This is a genomic window from Paracidovorax oryzae ATCC 19882 (assembly GCF_000687165.1).
Lineage (GTDB): Bacteria > Pseudomonadota > Gammaproteobacteria > Burkholderiales > Burkholderiaceae_C > Paracidovorax > Paracidovorax oryzae.
Genome location: NZ_JMKU01000011.1, coordinates 82,556 through 99,496 on the forward strand (window position 1 = coordinate 82,556; position 16,941 = coordinate 99,496).

The window sequence follows — 16,941 nt, forward strand, 5'->3', positions numbered from 1 at the left end:
TGCCAGACGCAAGGCTGCCGTGATCATCTACCACAACCCCTCGCACCGTCTCCACGCGCCGGTCCACGAGTTCTTCCGGGGCGAGCGCGTTCCCTGTTTTGAAAAGCCCGACCGTGCCGACTATGTGGAAGCCCGGCTGCGGCAGCAGGGTTACGCGCTGCGAGCTCCGGACGCGGACAGCCAGGCCGTCCTGGAGCGTGTGCATGCGCCGCGGTACCTGCGCTTCCTGCAGGATGCGTGGCCGCAGTGGCTGTCGCTGGATGGGCGCAATGCCGGAGTGCAGCCGTTCCCGTCCGTCTGGCCGGTGCGCACGCTGCGCGACGATGTCGAGCCCGAGAACTTCGTCGCGCGGCTGGGCCTGTATTCCATGGACAACGGCTCGCCCCTGTCCGAAGGCACCTGGGCGGCAGCCAAGGCGGGCGCCGATGCGGCCGCGAGCGCGGCGGCCGCGGTGGCGGCAGGAGCGCGTGCCGCGTTCTGCTGCACCCGCCCGCCGGGCCACCACGCGGGGCCCGACTTCATGGGCGGCTACTGCTTTCTCAACAACGCGGCAGTGGCGGCCCAGTGGCTGCTCGATGCCGGCGCCGCCCGCCGCGTTGCCGTGCTGGATGTGGACTACCACCACGGCAACGGCACGCAGAGCATCTTCTACGAGCGATCCGACGTGATGTGCATCAGCATCCATGGCGACCCGCGCACCGAGTATCCGTTCTACCTGGGGCATGCCGACGAAACCGGCGAGGGACCCGGTGCCGGCTTCAACTTCAATATCCCTCTGCCGGCCGGAACGGCCTTTCCCGGCTGGCTCGATGCGCTTGACCGGGCCTGTGCGCGTGTCGTGGAATGCGGGGCGCAGGCGCTGGTCGTGCCGCTGGGTCTCGATACGTTCGAGGGCGATCCCATCTCGCGGTTCACGCTGTCGTCGCCGGACTTCATCGAAGTGGGCGCCAGGCTGGCAGGCCTGGGGCTGCCGACGGTCTTCGTACTCGAAGGCGGATATGCGGCCGCGGAACTGGGTGTGAACGCGGTCAACGTACTGCAGGGCTTTGAGCGCGTGGCGGGCGGTGCCGGACCGGAAGGGCCGCCATGAGCGACGCGGTCGAATGCGTGGTCATCGGCGCGGGGGTGGTGGGGCTCGCGGTGGCCAGGGCGCTGGCGATGGAGGGCCGGGAGGTGATCGTACTGGAGGCCGCGGGGGCCATCGGCACCGGTACGAGTTCACGCAACAGCGAGGTCATCCACGCGGGCATCTACTATCCGCAGGGCTCGCTCAAGGCGCGGCTGTGCGTGCGGGGCAAGGAACTCCTGTATGCCTATTGCGCGCAGCGCGGGGTACCGCACCGCCGGTGCGGCAAGCTCATCGTCGCCACGTCCTCCTCGCAGCTCGCATCGCTCGATGGAATCGCGGCGCGAGCGCGGGCCAACGGCGTGTCCGATCTGCGGCACCTCGGCCGCGACGAGGCCGTGGCGCTCGAGCCGGCCCTCGCGTGTGCCGGTGCGCTGCTGTCGCCCAGCACGGGCATCGTGGACAGCCATGCGCTCATGCTGTCGCTGCAGGGAGATCTGGAGCACGCTGGCGGCATCGTGGCGCTCAACGCCGTCTTCGCTGCGGCGCAGTGCGGGCCGGACGGCATCCTCGTGGAAACCGAAGATGGCACGCACCTGCGGGCACGCTGTGTCATCAACGCGGCCGGTCTCCATGCGCCGGCGGTGGCGCGGCGTTGCGCAGGCACGCCGCAGGAAATGGTGCCCGTGGCCCATTTCGCCAAGGGAAGCTACTTCTCGCTGTCCGGCCGGGCTCCGTTTTCGCGGCTGGTCTATCCCGTGCCCGAGCCGGCAGGCCTGGGCGTGCACCTGACCCTCGATCTCGGAGGCCAAGCCAGGTTCGGTCCGGACGTGGAATGGGTTGCGGACAGCGCCGACCTGGCAGTGGACCCTGCCCGCGGCGAGGCGTTCTATGCGGAGGTGCGAAAGTACTGGCCTGGGTTGCACGACGGGATGCTCCAGCCCGCCTACGCGGGCATGCGTCCCAAGATCCACGGGCCGGACGAGCCGGCTGCGGACTTCCTGATCCAGGGGCACGAGGTGCATGGCGTGCCGGGGCTGGTGCATCTGTTCGGCATCGAATCGCCCGGGCTCACCAGTTGCCTGGCTATCGCGGAATACGTCACTGCCGCAGCCCGCGGCTGAGGGCTCCGCCGCGGGATGGGGGCCGGTAATATGGGACATCCGCCTACAGCCGACCTGGGAGGGGCGGATTACCTTTGGGTTCTGCTATGAAAGGCTTGTTTATGACCTCTGCATCCGAAACCTTCTCCAATGCACAACAAGAACTGGAAAAGCTGGTCACCGACCTGCGCGGCCTGCTGTCCAACAAGGACCTGGACAGCGTTCCGGAAATCCGCCAGCTGCGCCGCCGGCTGGACGATGGCGTGAACACGGTGCGTGACTCCGCCGTCCGCGCGGCGCAAGAGGCCGCCAGCCAGGCGAAGGAAGCGGCCCGAGTGGCAGACCGCTATGCGCACGACGAGCCCTGGCGCGTTGCCACGGCTGCACTGGCCGCAGGTGCCCTGGTGGGCTTCCTGCTCGCCCGGCGTTGAGCGGGGCGGGCGCTCGCCACACCGGGCGCCGCCATCCCTCTTTCCGGCTGGGAACTCCGAAGACCCAGCCTTTTCACTGCATTGAAAGGTCCTCATGAATTGGTTGGCGCTGTTGGGATTGGAAGGGTGGGTTGCGCGCATCCGCGCAGCCACCATCGAAGGTGCCATCGCCGCCGAGGACCGCTGGGATCTGGCCCGCCTGGAATGGGCGGAGGAAAAGCGCCGGTTGGCCTGGATGGTGGTGCTCGTCGTGGCTGCTGCAGGCCTGACCGTGATCGCCCTCATCCTTTTGTCCCTGGCCATCATGGTGCATTTCTGGGATTCGCCGGACCGCGCCATGGTCGCCTGGATCGTGGCCGGAACCTGGCTCGCCTTGTGGGCAATCACGCTGGTCAGCCTTGTGGTCACCGCAAAGCAGGCTGGCAACGCTTTCGCGCTCACGCGCCGCGAACTGCGCGAAGACTGGCGGCAGATCAAGGAAAGGCTGTAATCCCGATGTCCGCACCGCACGCTTCCACGTCTGGCGAAACCGATTTCCGGCCTGCGCTCGGCGATCTGCACGCCACTCCCGAACAACGCAAGATCCTCGAGCGCATAGCGCTGCAGCGCGAGCGCCTGCACAGCCGCCGCCTTGCGCGGCGACAGGCTGCGGAACTGCGCGCCCAGCAGGGGGCAGAAGGCGGCCCACGGCCGCTGGATCCGGACGCGCCGCTGGTCGAGCGGGTCATCTGGTTCGCGCGGCAGCACCCCATCATGGTGGTGGCCGCGGCTGGAGCCGCCGCCGCCGTGGGCCCCAGCCGCATCATGCGCTGGGCGGGAGTGCTGATGCCGCTCGTCATGAAAATGAAGCGCTGAGCAGCTGTCGTTGGCGCTGTGCGCTGGGCGCACGGCCACTGCTGGATCTCTCCCGCTTTCCCCTCAGGCCGGGCGGGGCATGGCGCGCAGCGCCTTGGCGACCTGGGGCACCAGCGCGGGGCCCCGGTAGATGAGCCCGGTGTAGATTTGCACCACGTCGGCGCCCGCGCGCATCTTCTCGACCGCGTCCTCGGCGCTGAGGATTCCTCCCACCCCGATGATGGGAAAGTCCTTGCCCAATGCATGGCGCAACTGTCGGATGACCCGGTTGCTGGCTTCCCGCACCGGTGCGCCGCTGAGCCCGCCGGTTTCCTCCGCGTGGCGCAGCCCTTGCACCGCATCGCGAGAAATGGTGGTGTTGGTGGCGATGACTCCGTCCATTCCGTGGCGCTGCAGCGTGGATGCGATGACGGCTACCTGCTCCTCTGCGAGGTCGGGGGCGATCTTCACGAAGATGGGCACGCGGCGCGCTCGCCCCGTGGCCTTTTCAGGCTGCTTGGCCAGCGACTCCCGCCGCTCGGCGATGGCCCCCAGCAATCCGTCCAGGGCTGCGTCACTCTGCAGTGCGCGCAGGTTCTGGGTGTTGGGGGAGCTGATGTTGACCGTGACGTAGTCGGCGTGTGGATACACCCCCTCCAGGCACAGCAGGTAGTCGCGCGTGGCGTCCTCGATCGGCGTGGTGGCGTTCTTGCCGATGTTGAGGCCCAGGAGCATCGGGCGCGTGCCGGGGCGGGTGTGGTGGTTCGATTGCCGCACGTTGTGCAGGAATGCGTCCAGGCCTTCGTTATTGAAGCCGAGGCGGTTGATGAGGGCGTTGGCTTCGGGCAGGCGGAACATGCGCGGCTTGGGATTGCCGGGTTGGGCGCGCGGGGTGACGGTGCCCACTTCGACGAAGCCGAACCCCATGGCTCCCAGCGCGTCGATGCAGCGTGCGTTCTTGTCCAATCCTGCGGCGAGGCCCACTCGGTTGGGAAAGGTGAGCCCCGCGAGCTGGACGGGGTCGGAGACCTGTTCGCCGCTCCATGCCCACTGCAGTGGCGTGCGCTGGCCGCGTGCCAGCATGTCCATGGTGAGTTCGTGGGCGGCTTCGGCATCCATGCCGAAGAGGAACGGGCGGGTGAGGGCGTAGGGGATCAGGGACATGGGGATAATTCGGGCTTCACTCCGATTCTCTCCCATGACCACTCCCGCATCACTTTCCCAAGATGAACTCAAGGCCCTGGTGGGCCAGGCCGCGCTGAAGTACGTGGTGCCCGGCGACATCATCGGTGTCGGCACTGGCTCGACGGTGAACCAGTTCATCCAGGCGCTGGGTTCGATGAAGGACGCCATCCGGGGCGCGGTGTCGAGCTCCGAGGCCAGCACGCAACGGTTGCGTGCGCTGGGCATTCCGGTCTTCGACGCCAACGAGGTGGAGGCCCTGTCCGTCTATATCGATGGCGCGGACGAGATCGATCCGCGGGGCCACATGGTCAAGGGGGGAGGCGCTGCGCTGACCCGCGAAAAGATCGTCGCGGCCCTGGCCAGGCAGTTCGTGTGTATCGCCGATGCGTCCAAGCTGGTGGAAACGCTGGGCCGGTTTCCGCTGCCGGTCGAGGTGATTCCCATGGCGGCGCAGCAGATCGCGCGCCGGTTCGCCGCCCGGGGCGGCCAGGCCGTGTTGCGCCGGGGATCGGACGGGCAGCCGCTGGTCACCGACAACCAGCAGCACATCCTCGATGTGACGGGGCTGTCGATCCAGGATCCGCTGGCGTTCGAATCGGACGTCAGCCAGTGGCCCGGCGTGGTGACCGTGGGCGTCTTCGCCCACCAGAAGGCCCACGTGGCGCTGATCGGTGCGCCGGAGGGTGTCCGGACACTCACGTACTGAGGAGATGGCGGGCACGAGCGGCCCATGGCCGCTGCGTGCCGCCAGCGATGCGCGACAGGACTAGAACTGGATGCCGGCGGGATTGGCGGGCGAAGGCGCGGGCGGCGCGGCTGGCCGCTGCACCGGAGCGGGCGCTGCCGCAGGGGGCGCTGCCGGGGCCGGCGTGGCAGGCTTGGCGCTGACCAGGGGCGTTGCGGGCGGGCGCCGGTAGTTCGGAGGCAGTTGCGACTGCCTGGGGTACGCCGCGGCATCGAGGTACTGTGTCCACTCGGTGTCGGAGAAGCCGATGAGCTGCTGCGATCCGATGGTGGCGAATGGCAGGGTGGTGGACCCGCTCAGGCGCTGCAGGGCCTCTGCGTCTTCGTTGGTATTCACGGTGCGCTCGGTGAAGGGCACGCCGCGGCCTGCCAGCAGATTGCGCGCGCTGGTGCAGGGTGCGCAGTCGTTGCCGGTGTAGAGCGTGACGGGAAACCGGGAGGCGACCTGCTGCAATTCATAGGGCAGGCCGCTGGCGGAGGTACCGGCAGGCTTGCCGTTCATCGTCGCCGGCCCCGACTGCGCGTCCGGCGCCCGGTCGGAGAACGTCACCTTGCCGTCAGGACCGACGATGCGATAGACGTTCTGGGCGGCCACGGGCAGGGCGGCAGCGGCGCTGGCCAGGCACAGCGCAGCCAGGCGGACTGCGGGGAGCAGGGAGGGCATGGGGGCGTGTCTCCTTGGGCGTGGGGCGTTTCTAGCGTTGGGGGCGTCAGGCGGCCTGGGCCATGCCTTGGTGGCGCAGCAGGGCGTCCAGGGACGGTGCCCGCCCCCGGAAGGCCTTGAAGGACTCCATGGCCGGGCGGCTGCCGCCGACTTCCAGGATGGCCTGGCGGTAGCGCGCGCCGGTGTCCGTGCTCGGCAGGCCGTCGGCGCCGGCGGTTTCCTCGAAAGCGGCATAGGCGTCGGCGCTCAGCACTTCCGCCCACTTGTAGCTGTAGTAGCCGGCCGCGTAGCCGCCCGCGAAGATATGGCTGAACGTGTGTGCGCTGCGGCTGAAGGCCGGCGGCTGCAGCACGGCGACTTCCTTGCGCACCTGGTCGAGCAGGGGCATGAAGTCCTGCGAAGGGTCGTGCTCGGTGTGCAGCAGCATGTCGAACAGCGCGAACTCGATCTGCCGCAGCGTGCCCATGCCGCTCTGGAAATTCTTGGCGGCCAGCATCTTGTCGAAAAGCTCGCGGGGCAGCGGGGCGCCGGTGTCCACGTGGGCGGTCATGTGCCGCAGCACGTCCCACTCCCAGCAGAAGTTTTCCATGAACTGGCTGGGCAGCTCTACCGCGTCCCACTCGACGCCGCTGATGCCGGATACGTCGCGCTCGTTCACCTGCGTGAGCATGTGATGCAGCCCGTGGCCGAATTCATGGAAGAGGGTGATCACGTCGTCGTGCGTGAGCAGTGGCGGCTTGCCCTCCACGCCCGCGGCGAAGTTGCAGACCAGGTGGGCGACGGGCGTCTGCAGCCGGCCGGTATCCGGGCGCAGCCAGCGCGTGCGCACGCCGTCCATCCAGGCGCCGCCGCGCTTGCCGGTGCGGGCCGGCTGGTCCAGGTAGAACTGGCCTACGAGTTGGGCTCCGCGCTCGATGCGGTAGAACTCCACGGCGGGATTCCAGACAGGGGCTGTGTCGCGCCGGATGGCCACGTCGAAAAGCGTCTCGACGATCTTGAAGAGGCCGGCCAGCACCTTCGGCGCGGTGAAGTACTGCTTCACCTCCTGCTCGCTGAAGGCGTAGCGCGCTTCTTTGAGCTTTTCGGAAATGTAGGGCCAGTCCCAGGACTGCGGATCGGCGATGCCCAGGTGCTTCGCGGCGAAATCGCGCAGGTCGGCCACGTCCTTTTCCGCGTAGGGCCGCGCCCGTCGGGCGAGGTCGCGCAGGAAATCGATGACCTCCCGGGGCGAATCCGCCATCTTGGCAACGACGGACACTTCGCCGAAATTCGCGTAACCCAGCAGCCGCGCCTCTTCCTGGCGCAGGGCGAGGATTTCGCGGATCAGTGCGGAGTTGTCGAAGCGGCGGGCATCGCCCTCGGCCTGATCCGAAGCCCGGGTGACATAGGCACGGTACAGCGTTTCACGCAATGCGCTACTCTCGGCGAACTGCATCACGGGCAGGTAGCAGGGCATCTTGAGGGTGAGCTTGTAGCCCTCCCTGCCGTCCGCCTGGGCGGCGGCGAGGGCGGCCTGGCGCACGTCCTCGGGCAGCCCGGCGAGTTCATCCTCGCGGGCGTAGTAGGCGAAGGCGTCGGTGGCGTCCAGGGCGTTCTCGCTGAACTTCTGCGACAGTTCGGCCTGCCGCTCCTGGATCTGGGCGAAGCGCTCCTTGGCCTCGCCCTGCAGCTCGGCGCCGGAGAGCACGAAATTGCGCACCGCGTTCTTCCAGGCCTGGCGCTGTTCCGGATTGAGCGTGGCCGGGTCGATGGCCTTGTACTTCGCATAGAGGCGCTCGTCGGCCCCGAGACGCGTCCAGAACTCCGTCACCCGCGGCAGGACCTCGTTGTATGCCGCCCGCAGCTCGGGCGTGTCGGCAACGCTGTTCAGGTGGCTGACGTCGCCCCAGGCCCGGCCCAGTTCCTCGATCGCGACATCCAGCACGCGCGAGATGGCTTCCCAGGTGGCGGGGAAGTCCGGGGCCGTGACGGTGTCCAGCGCGGTGTTCGCGCGCGAGAGCAGGGCGTCCATCGCGGGAGCCACGTCGGCGGGCGCGATGCGGTCGAACAGCGGGAGGTCTTGGAAGTCGAGGAGTGGATTGCTCATGCGCGTTCAGATGGCGGCGGGGACGATGGGTTCAAGCGGCGTGCGCAATCTCTTCGATAGCCTGGCTCGATGGTTCGGGTCAGCCGGCTGCGCGTTCGGCCGCTTCGAGGGTGTTCACGAGCAGCATCGTAATGGTCATGGGGCCGACCCCGCCGGGAACGGGGGTGATGTGGCCCGCGACCTCGCGCACGCCCTCGAAGTCCACGTCGCCGCAGAGCTTGCCTTCGTCGTTGCGGTTCATGCCCACGTCGATGACGACGGCGCCGGGCTTGACCATGTCGGCCGTCAGCACGTTGCGGCGGCCCACGGCAGCCACGATCACGTCGGCCTGCAGCGTCTGGGCCTTGAGGTCGGTGGTGCGGGAGTGGCACACGGTGACGGTGGCGTCCTTGGCTAGCAGCATCAGCGCCATGGGCTTGCCCACGATGTTGCTGCGGCCTATCACCACGGCGTGCTTGCCGCGCAGGTCGTAGCCGATGTGTTCCAGCATCTTCATGCAGCCATAGGGCGTGCAGGGCCAGAAGCCGGGCATGCCGGTCATCAGGGCACCGGCGCTGGCGATGTGGAAGCCGTCCACGTCCTTGGCGGGCGAGATGGCCTCGATCACCTTCTGGGCGTCGATGTGGGACGGCAGGGGTAGCTGCACCAGGATGCCGTGGATGGACGGGTCGTTGTTCAGCGCGTCCACGCGCGCCAGCAGCGCGGCCTCGGTCATCGCGGCGTCGTACTTCTCGAGCACCGAGTGCAGGCCGCTTTCTTCGCAGGCCTTGACCTTGTTGCGTACGTACACCTGGCTGGCGGGGTTGTCGCCCACCAGCACGACGGCCAGGCCCGGCGTGGTGCCGCGTTCCTTGAGCAGCGCGGCGCGGCGGGCCACGTCGGCGCGGAGTTGTCGGGAAAGGGCGTTGCCGTCGATCAGTTGGGCGGTCATGGCGGAAAGGGACTTCGGTGCGTTGGATGCGAAAAAGGCCGCCGGCCCCGGCTGGGCGCCGGTGGGCTGGGCGGCCTTGCGGAGACGGTCAGGACTTGGGCGCGTTCTGGCCCAGGGCGATCTTGAGCAGGTCGGCCACGGTATTGGCGTTCAGCTTTTCCATGATGTTGGCGCGGTGCGCCTCCACGGTCTTGATGCTGATGCCCAGGTCGTCGGCGATCTGCTTGTTCAGGCGGCCGGCGACGATGCGCTCGAGCACCTGCGCCTCGCGCCCGGTGAGCTTGGAGAGCAGGGCGTCGCGGCTGGCGGCCTGCTGGTGGCCGGCGAAGGACTCGCGGGCCCGGTCGAGCATCCGGTCCACGAGGCTGACGAGTTCGTCCTCGTTGAAAGGCTTCTGTATGAAGTCGAGCGCGCCCTTCTTCATGGTGTTGACGGCCATGGGCACGTCGCCGTGGCCGGTGATGAAGACGATGGGCAGGGGGGACTTGCGTTCGAGCAGGCGGTCCTGCAGTTCAAGCCCGGTCATGCCGCCCATGCGGATATCGACGATCAGGCAGGCGACTTCGCGCGGGTCATAGCGCGAGAGGAAGGATTCGGCGGAGTCGAAGCAGCGGACGCGGTAGTCCTTGCCCTCCAGCAGCCATTGCAGCGAGTCGCGCACGGCCTCGTCGTCATCCACGACGTAGACAGTACCTTTTTTGGGAGTCAAACTCATGCGGGAGTCCTTGGGGTAGATGCTTTTGCTACAGAATTCATAGTGTCATCCGCAGGCTGGGCGAGCGGAAGCCAGAAGGAGAATCGGCAGCCGGTGACCTCCGGGCCATTGTAGATGTTCTCCGCCTGCATCCGGCCCTGGTGCGATTCCACGATGCTGCGGCACAGGTTCAGGCCGATGCCCATGCCTTCCTGCTTGGTGGAGAAGAAGGCCTCGAAGAGGTGTTCCAGCACTTCCGGGGCCAGGCCCTTGCCGGTGTCCTGCACCGCGAATTCGATGCCGTCCTGGCTGTCCAGCGGGCGCGGCACCACGCGCAGCTCCACGCTGCGGCGGGCCGGTGGACGCCCGGCCTGCTGGATGGATTCCGCGCCGTTCTTCATGAGGTTGATGAGCACCTGCTCGATCAGGATGGTGTCGGCCATCACGGGCGGCAGGCGCGCGGCCACGTAATGGGTCAGCCGCACGTTGTGCCGGCGCAGTTCCATGTCCGCTAGCTCGACCGCCTCGCTGACCATGTGCTGCACGTCGGCGAGGGTGCGGTTGGGCTCGCTTTTCTTCACGAACGCGCGGATGCGCTGGATGATCTGGCCCGCGCGCTGCGCCTGGTGCGCGGTCTTCTCCAGTGCGGAAAGCAGGGCGTCTTCCGTGATCTGCTGGCTCTTGATGCGCGAGACCATGCCGCTGCAATAGTTGCTGATGGCCGTGAGCGGCTGGTTCAGTTCGTGCGCCACGCTGGAGGCCATCTCGCCCATGGTGATCAGACGGCTCACGGACTGCGCGCGTTCGGCCTGGCGCGCGGCCTGTTCCTCGGCCTGGCGGCGCGGGGTGATGTCGGTGGCGATCACCATCTGGGCCAGGCGGCCGTCCACCCAGTTCAGGTAGCGGGAGCGCACTTCCAGCCATTTGCCGAGGTCGGGCAGGTAGATCTCGGCGTTCTCCGAGCGCGCGTCGGTGAGCGTGTCCGTGGGCAGGCCCATGAGGGCATCCTCGTCGTCCATGCTGCCCGCGCTGGAGCTGCCGGCCGGCAGCACGCCCGCCTGGGCGACGAGCTGCAGGTGCCCGCCGGTCTGCGAGCCGAACCATTGGCGGTACAGCTTGTTCGCGAAGAGCAGTTCCTCGCTGCCCAGGGGCGCGACGGAGACGGAGGCATCCAGCGATTCCAGCACGATGGTGAAGCGTTCATGGGACGCCGTCAGCTGTTCGCGCACGCGGTTGGGCTCGGTGATGTCGGTCATCGAGGTCATCCAGCCGGTCTGCTGCCCGTGCGCGTCGATGAGCGGCGACACGTACAGCCGCGCGTCGAACAGCGTGCCGTTCTTGCGCTTCACCCGCACCTGGAAGCCACCGACCGTCTGCTTGCCGCTGAGCTCGTCGCGCAGCTTCGAATGCAGCACCTCGTGGTCGGCTTCCGGCCAATAGGTGTAGGGCGGGGACTGGCCGATCAGCTCCTCCGCGTTCCAGCCTGTCATCTGGCAGAAGGCGGCGTTCACGTAGGTCATGCGGCCATTCATGTCGAGCGCGCGCATGCCCGTGACCATGGAGTTTTCCATGGCGCGGCGGAAGTTGGTTTCGGCCACCAGCGCCTCCTGCGTGCGCAGGCGGCGGCGGGTGTGGCGCCAGTTGGCGATCAGCATCCAGGCCGTCATGGCGCTCAGCGTGCCCACGAGCCAGAAGAGGCCGCTGCCCACCACCCCCAGGGAGGTGCGGTAGGCCTGGGCGCGCAGCACGAGGCCATTGCCCACCGGAGACACGAACACCTCGTACTGGTTGGCGCGCGTGGCCCAGGGCTGCCAGGGCGAGGCGCGCCCGCGCGGCGGCAGCGGCGTGCCGGCCAGCAGCTGGTCACGGCCGTCGAGCATGGTGACCGCATAGCGCGCGAGCACTTCGGTGGGCGTGCCGTAGCGCAGCAGGCTGTCCACGGAGTATTCGGCCAGGACCACGCCCGTGAACTTGCCCTGTGCCACCAGGGGCACCTGCAGCTGCAACAGGGGCGCGGCCTCGCCCCGTCCCGGGTCGGCCAGCGGCTGCGCGTACACGGGCTGCTGGAGGTCGCGTGCGATGCCGAAGGTGTCGGCCGTGTCGCCATTGCGCAGCACCTCGCCTGCCACGCGCAGCTGGCTGCTGGGCAGCGTGGGCGCCGCATGGCTGGCGCGTATGCGGCGGCGGTCGTCGATCCAGGTGATGGCCTGCAGTTCGGGGTACTGGCTGATCAGGCCTTCCGCGCGGGCGACGAAATCCGCGCGCTCCAGGTCCTGGTTGGAGAGGTCGCGCGCGATGCGCATGATCTGTTCCTGGCGCTCCAGCAGGCGCAGGCGCACGCGCTGCTGGGCGTATTCAACGTCGCGGCGCAGGGCTTCCTGCTCGCGCTCGCCTTCCTCGGCGCGCAGGTACCAGAAAGCCGCCACGATCGCGGCGAGGAACATGAGCACGGCGGCCAGCGGCGCCAGGGCCGCCAGGCGGTCCTGGCGCGTGGGTGAGAGGCTGCGCCACCAGGTGCGCCACCAGCGGGCCGGCGCGGTGACCACGAAAGGCTCTGCCGGAGCGGGGGGCGCAGGGGAAGGGCGGTCCATGCCCGCGAGTGTAGGGGAGTGGCCCGGCTCCCCCGTCCGGGCGGATGTGCGGTTGCAGCAATTTTTCATATTGTGGTTTGATGTGGCGCCATTCGAAATTCAGGAAAAGTATGCGAAACTTCCATGGATTTACCCCCAACGCCAGCGACTCATAAAGGAGACAGGCATGACTGCTCAGACCGACCCTCAGGCCGGAAAAACCGCGACGTCCACCCCCGACACCGACCAACAGGAAACCCGCGAGTGGATGGACGCACTGTCTGCCGTGATCGACCGCGAAGGCGCTGAGCGGGCCCACTTCCTGCTCGAGCAATTGCTCGAACACGCGCGCCAGAGCAGCATCGACATGCCGTTCTCCGCCAACACCGGCTACGTGAACACGATCGAGCCCAGCCAGGAGGCGCGCTGCCCCGGCAACCTCGAGATCGAAGCCCGCTTGCGCGCCTACATGCGCTGGAACGCCATGGCGATGGTGGTCAAGGCCAACCGCCACCATCCGCCCGAAGGCGGCGACCTGGGCGGCCACATCGGCTCCTTCGCCTCGCTGGCCAACATGTTCGGCGCGGGCTTCAACCATTTCTGGCACGCCGAGAGCGAGAACCACGGCGGCGACCTGCTGTACATCCAGGGCCACGTGTCCCCCGGCATCTATGCGCGCGCCTACCTGGAAGGCCGCCTTACCGAGGAGCAACTGCTGAACTTCCGCCAGGAGGTGGACGGCAAGGGCCTGTCCAGCTATCCGCACCCCAAGCTGATGCCCGAGTTCTGGCAGTTCCCCACGGTCTCGATGGGCCTGGGCCCGCTGATGGCCATCTACCAGGCCCGCTTCCTGAAGTACCTGCAGGCCCGCGGCATCGCCAACACCGAGAACCGCAAGGTCTGGGTGTTCTGCGGCGACGGCGAGATGGACGAAGTGGAGTCGCTGGGCGCCATCGGCCTGGCCGCGCGCGAGAACCTCGACAACCTGATCTTCGTCATCAACTGCAACCTGCAGCGCCTGGATGGCCCGGTGCGCGGCAACGGCAAGATCATCCAGGAGCTGGAAGGCGAATTCCGCGGCTCCGGCTGGAACGTCGTCAAGCTGTTGTGGGGCAAGGGCTGGGACGACCTGCTGGCCCGCGACAAGGACGGCGCGCTGCGCAAGATCATGATGGAGTGCAACGACGGGGACTACCAGTCGTTCAAGGCCAATGACGGCGCCTACGTGCGTAAGAACTTCTTCGGCCGCGATCCGCGCACTCTGAAGATGGTCGAGCACATGAGCGACGACGAGATCTGGAACCTCCGCCGCGGCGGCCACGATGCGCAGAAGGTCTATGCGGCCTTCAAGGCAGCCAACGAGCACAAGGGCCAGCCCACGGTGCTGCTGGTGAAGACCGTCAAGGGCTTCGGCATGGGCAAGATCGGCGAGGGCAAGAACACGGTCCACCAGACCAAGAAGCTCGGCGACGAGGACATCAAGGCCTTCCGCGACCGCTTCAACATTCCGATTCCCGACAGCCAGATCGCCGACCTGCCGTTCTACAAGCCGGCCGACGACACCCCGGAGATGAAGTACCTGCACGAGCGCCGCAAGGCCCTCGGCGGCTACCTGCCGCACCGCCGCACGAAGGCCGACGAGAGCTTCACCGTGCCGTCGCTGGAGACCTTCAAGGCCGTGCTCGATGCCACGCCCGAAGGCCGCGAGATCTCGACCACGCAGGCGTACGTGCGCTTCCTCACGCAACTGCTGCGCGACCAGGCGATCGGCCCGCGCGTGGTGCCCATCCTGGTGGATGAGGCCCGCACCTTCGGCATGGAAGGCCTGTTCCGCCAGATCGGCATCTACAACCCGCACGGCCAGCAGTACACCCCGGTGGACAAGGACCAGGTGATGTACTACCGCGAGGACAAGGCCGGCCAGATCCTGCAGGAAGGCATCAACGAGGCCGGCGGCATGTCCAGCTGGATCGCCGCGGCCACGTCGTACAGCACGAACAACCGGATCATGATCCCGTTCTACGTGTACTACTCGATGTTCGGCTTCCAGCGCATCGGCGACCTGGCCTGGGCGGCCGGCGACATGCAGGCGCGGGGCTTCCTGCTGGGCGGCACGTCGGGCCGCACCACGCTGAACGGCGAAGGCCTGCAGCACGAGGACGGCCACAGCCACATCCTGGCCAACACGATTCCGAACTGCATCAGCTACGACCCGACCTTCGCGCACGAGGTCGCCGTCATCATGCACGACGGCCTGAAGCGCATGGTCGAGCGCCAGGAAAACGTCTTCTACTACCTGACGCTGCTCAACGAGAACTACGCCATGCCCGGACTGCAGCCCGGCACGGAAGAGCAGATCATCAAGGGCATGTACCTCTGCAAACAGGCGCCGGCCCTCAAGAAGGGCGCGCCCGCCGTGCAGTTGCTGGGCAGCGGCACGATCCTGCGCGAGTCGTTCGTCGCCCAGGAACTGCTGGAGAAGGACTGGGGCGTGGCCGCATCCGTGTGGAGCTGCCCGAGCTTCAACGAGCTCGCGCGCGACGGCCAGGAGGCGGAGCGCTGGAACCTGCTGCATCCCACGGAAACGCCGCGCACGTCGTTCGTGGAGGAGCAGCTCGGCAAGACCGAAGGCCCGGTGATCGCTTCCACCGACTACATGAAGGCGTATGCCGAGCAGATCCGTCCGTTCGTGCCCAAGGGCCGTACGTACAAGGTGCTGGGCACCGACGGCTTCGGCCGCAGCGACTTCCGCCGCAAGCTGCGCGAGCACTTCGAGGTGGACCGCCACTACATCGTCGTGGCCGCGCTCAAGGCCCTGGCCGAGGACGGCAAGCTGCCCGCCGCCAAGGTGGCCGAGGCCATCCAGAAGTACGGCATCCAGGCCGACAAGGTCAACCCGCTGCACGCCTGACCCTAACCGGAGACACCAATATGGCACTGATTGACATCAAGGTCCCGGACATCGGGGATTTCGACGCCGTCGGCGTGATCGAGCTGCTGGTGAAGCCCGGCGACACGGTGAAGGCCGAGCAGTCGCTCATCACCGTGGAGTCCGACAAGGCTTCCATGGAGATCCCTTCCAGCCACGCCGGCGTGGTGAAGGAGGTCAAGGTCAAGATCGGCGACCAGGTGAGCGAAGGCTCCGTGATCGTCGTGGTCGAGGCCGAAGGCGAGGGCGCGCAGCCCGCCGCCGCACCCGCCGCGAAAGCGGACGCACCTGCTCCCGCCCCGACCGCTGCATCCGCTCCGGCGCCGGCTGCGCCTGCACCCGCCCCGGCGGCCGCGGGTCCGATCGATGTGAAGGTGCCGGACATCGGCGACTTCAAGGACGTGGCGGTGATCGAGCTGCTCGTGAAGCCCGGCGATACGGTCAAGGAAGAGCAGTCGCTTTTCACCGTCGAATCCGACAAGGCTTCGATGGAGATCCCGTCGCCCGCTGCTGGTGTGGTGAAGGAACTGAAGATCAAGATCGGCGACAAGGTGAACGTGGGTGACCTCGTGGCCGTGCTGGAAGGCGCCGTCGGGGCCCCGTCGGCGGCACCCGCCGCAGCACCTGTGGATCGTCCCGCACCCCAGTCCGAACCCGACACGCGGGCGCCCCGCCAGCTGCCGGCCGAGGAGGCCGCTCCGCAGGTCGGCGCCACGGCTGCTGCTGCTCCGGCGCCTGCTCCCCATGCCCCGGGCGCCGCGCCCATCGGCCTGCCGCACGCATCTCCCTCGGTGCGCAAGTTCGCCCGCGAACTGGGCGTGCCGCTGGAAGAGATCAAGGGTTCCGGCCCCAAGGGCCGCATCACCCAGGAGGACATCCAGGCCTTTACCAGGCAGGTGATGGCGGGCGGCGTACAGACCAAGGCCCAGGCGGCCAAGGCGCCTGCCGGCGGCGGTTCCGGCGTGGGCATGGACCTGCTGCCCTGGCCGAAGGTGGACTTCGCCAAGTTCGGCGGCGTGGAGCGCAAGGACCTCTCGCGCATCAAGAAGATCAGCGGCGCCAACCTGCACCGCAACTGGGTGATGATTCCCCACGTCACCAACAACGACGAGGCCGACATCACCGAGCTGGAAGCCTTCCGCGTCTCCACCAACAAGGAGAACGAGAAGTCCGGCGTGAAGGTGACGATGCTCGCCTTCGTGATCAAGGCCGTGGTGGCCGCGCTCAAGAAGTTCCCCGAGTTCAACACCAGCCTGGACGGCGACACGCTCGTCTACAAGCAGTACTTCCACATCGGCTTCGCGGCGGACACGCCCAACGGCCTCGTGGTGCCCGTGCTGAAGGATGCCGACAAGAAGGGCATCCTGCAGATCAGCCAGGAAATGGGCGAGCTCGCCAAGAAGGCCCGCGACGGCAAGCTCGGCGCGGCCGACATGCAGGGCGGCTGCTTCTCGATCTCGTCGCTCGGCGGCATCGGCGGCACGCACTTCACGCCCATCATCAACGCACCCGAAGTGGCCATCCTGGGCCTCTCGAAGGGCCAGATGAAGCCGGTGTGGGATGGCAAGCAGTTCGTGCCGCGCCTGGTGCTGCCGCTGTCGCTCTCCTACGACCACCGCGTGATCGACGGCGCATCTGCGGCGCGCTTCAACGCCTACCTGGGCCAGGTGCTGGCGGACTACCGCCGCATCCTGCTGTGAAAGG

14 protein-coding genes are annotated in these 16,941 nt (G+C 67.7%); 8 read left to right on the forward strand and 6 right to left on the reverse strand.

What is annotated here, in order from left to right; genetic code table 11:
* Positions 1-19: 19 nt before the first annotated feature.
* The 5 genes from T336_RS0111045 (at position 20) to T336_RS0111065 (ending at position 3,455) form a co-directional block, all read left to right on the forward strand.
* The gene (locus T336_RS0111045; protein WP_026432582.1) at positions 20-1,090 is read left to right on the forward strand and encodes a histone deacetylase family protein; all 1,071 of its coding nucleotides are present in this window, start codon (positions 20-22) and stop codon (positions 1,088-1,090) included.
* Entirely contained in the window at positions 1,087-2,190 is a 1,104-nt protein-coding gene (locus T336_RS0111050) for an NAD(P)/FAD-dependent oxidoreductase (protein ID WP_026432583.1), read from the forward strand. The genes T336_RS0111045 and T336_RS0111050 overlap by 4 nt, the downstream gene beginning before the upstream one ends.
* A 101-nt stretch (positions 2,191-2,291) precedes the next feature.
* Complete coding sequence (locus tag T336_RS0111055; RefSeq protein WP_013595169.1) at positions 2,292-2,600, forward strand: ElaB/YgaM/YqjD family protein; 309 nt, start codon at positions 2,292-2,294, stop codon at positions 2,598-2,600.
* 94 nt (positions 2,601-2,694) lie between these two features.
* Positions 2,695-3,090 carry a phage holin family protein gene (locus T336_RS0111060; RefSeq protein WP_026432584.1) on the forward strand — a complete coding sequence of 132 codons (396 nt, stop codon included), beginning with the start codon at positions 2,695-2,697 and terminating at the stop codon, positions 3,088-3,090.
* A gap of 5 nt (positions 3,091-3,095) precedes the next feature.
* Positions 3,096-3,455 carry a hypothetical protein gene (locus T336_RS0111065; protein WP_019703190.1) on the forward strand — a complete coding sequence of 120 codons (360 nt, stop codon included), beginning with the start codon at positions 3,096-3,098 and terminating at the stop codon, positions 3,453-3,455.
* Between the two features lie 63 nt (positions 3,456-3,518).
* Here the strand turns inward: T336_RS0111065 and T336_RS0111070 are convergent, their stop codons facing one another.
* Positions 3,519-4,598: a quinone-dependent dihydroorotate dehydrogenase gene (locus tag T336_RS0111070; protein ID WP_026432585.1), complete on the reverse strand. Its 1,080-nt coding sequence runs from the start codon at positions 4,596-4,598 to the stop codon at positions 3,519-3,521.
* Between the two features lie 34 nt (positions 4,599-4,632).
* On the opposite strand from T336_RS0111070, the gene rpiA reads away from it, so the two are divergent.
* The gene (rpiA, locus tag T336_RS0111075) at positions 4,633-5,325 is read left to right on the forward strand and encodes a ribose-5-phosphate isomerase RpiA (protein ID WP_019703188.1); all 693 of its coding nucleotides are present in this window, start codon (positions 4,633-4,635) and stop codon (positions 5,323-5,325) included.
* A gap of 60 nt (positions 5,326-5,385) precedes the next feature.
* Here the strand turns inward: rpiA and T336_RS0111080 are convergent, their stop codons facing one another.
* From T336_RS0111080 to T336_RS0111100, 5 genes are all read right to left on the reverse strand, one after another.
* Positions 5,386-6,027: a glutaredoxin family protein gene (locus tag T336_RS0111080; RefSeq protein WP_026432586.1), complete on the reverse strand. Its 642-nt coding sequence runs from the start codon at positions 6,025-6,027 to the stop codon at positions 5,386-5,388.
* 46 nt (positions 6,028-6,073) lie between these two features.
* Complete coding sequence (locus T336_RS0111085) at positions 6,074-8,113, reverse strand: M3 family metallopeptidase (protein ID WP_026432587.1); 2,040 nt, start codon at positions 8,111-8,113, stop codon at positions 6,074-6,076.
* A 79-nt stretch (positions 8,114-8,192) separates the two neighbouring features.
* Positions 8,193-9,044 carry a bifunctional methylenetetrahydrofolate dehydrogenase/methenyltetrahydrofolate cyclohydrolase FolD gene (folD, locus tag T336_RS0111090; protein ID WP_026432588.1) on the reverse strand — a complete coding sequence of 284 codons (852 nt, stop codon included), beginning with the start codon at positions 9,042-9,044 and terminating at the stop codon, positions 8,193-8,195.
* Between the two features lie 88 nt (positions 9,045-9,132).
* Positions 9,133-9,759 carry a response regulator transcription factor gene (locus tag T336_RS0111095; RefSeq protein WP_011795564.1) on the reverse strand — a complete coding sequence of 209 codons (627 nt, stop codon included), beginning with the start codon at positions 9,757-9,759 and terminating at the stop codon, positions 9,133-9,135.
* The gene (locus T336_RS0111100; RefSeq protein WP_019703184.1) at positions 9,756-12,329 is read right to left on the reverse strand and encodes a PAS domain-containing sensor histidine kinase; all 2,574 of its coding nucleotides are present in this window, start codon (positions 12,327-12,329) and stop codon (positions 9,756-9,758) included. The genes T336_RS0111095 and T336_RS0111100 overlap by 4 nt, the downstream gene beginning before the upstream one ends.
* A 166-nt stretch (positions 12,330-12,495) precedes the next feature.
* Here T336_RS0111100 and aceE point away from each other — a divergent pair, with 166 nt between their 5' ends.
* Positions 12,496-15,219 carry a pyruvate dehydrogenase (acetyl-transferring), homodimeric type gene (gene aceE, locus T336_RS0111105; RefSeq protein ID WP_026432589.1) on the forward strand — a complete coding sequence of 908 codons (2,724 nt, stop codon included), beginning with the start codon at positions 12,496-12,498 and terminating at the stop codon, positions 15,217-15,219.
* 20 nt (positions 15,220-15,239) lie between these two features.
* A complete protein-coding gene (aceF, locus tag T336_RS0111110) occupies positions 15,240-16,937 on the forward strand; it encodes a dihydrolipoyllysine-residue acetyltransferase (RefSeq protein WP_026432590.1) in 1,698 nt (565 codons plus the stop codon).
* Positions 16,938-16,941: the final 4 nt, after the last annotated feature.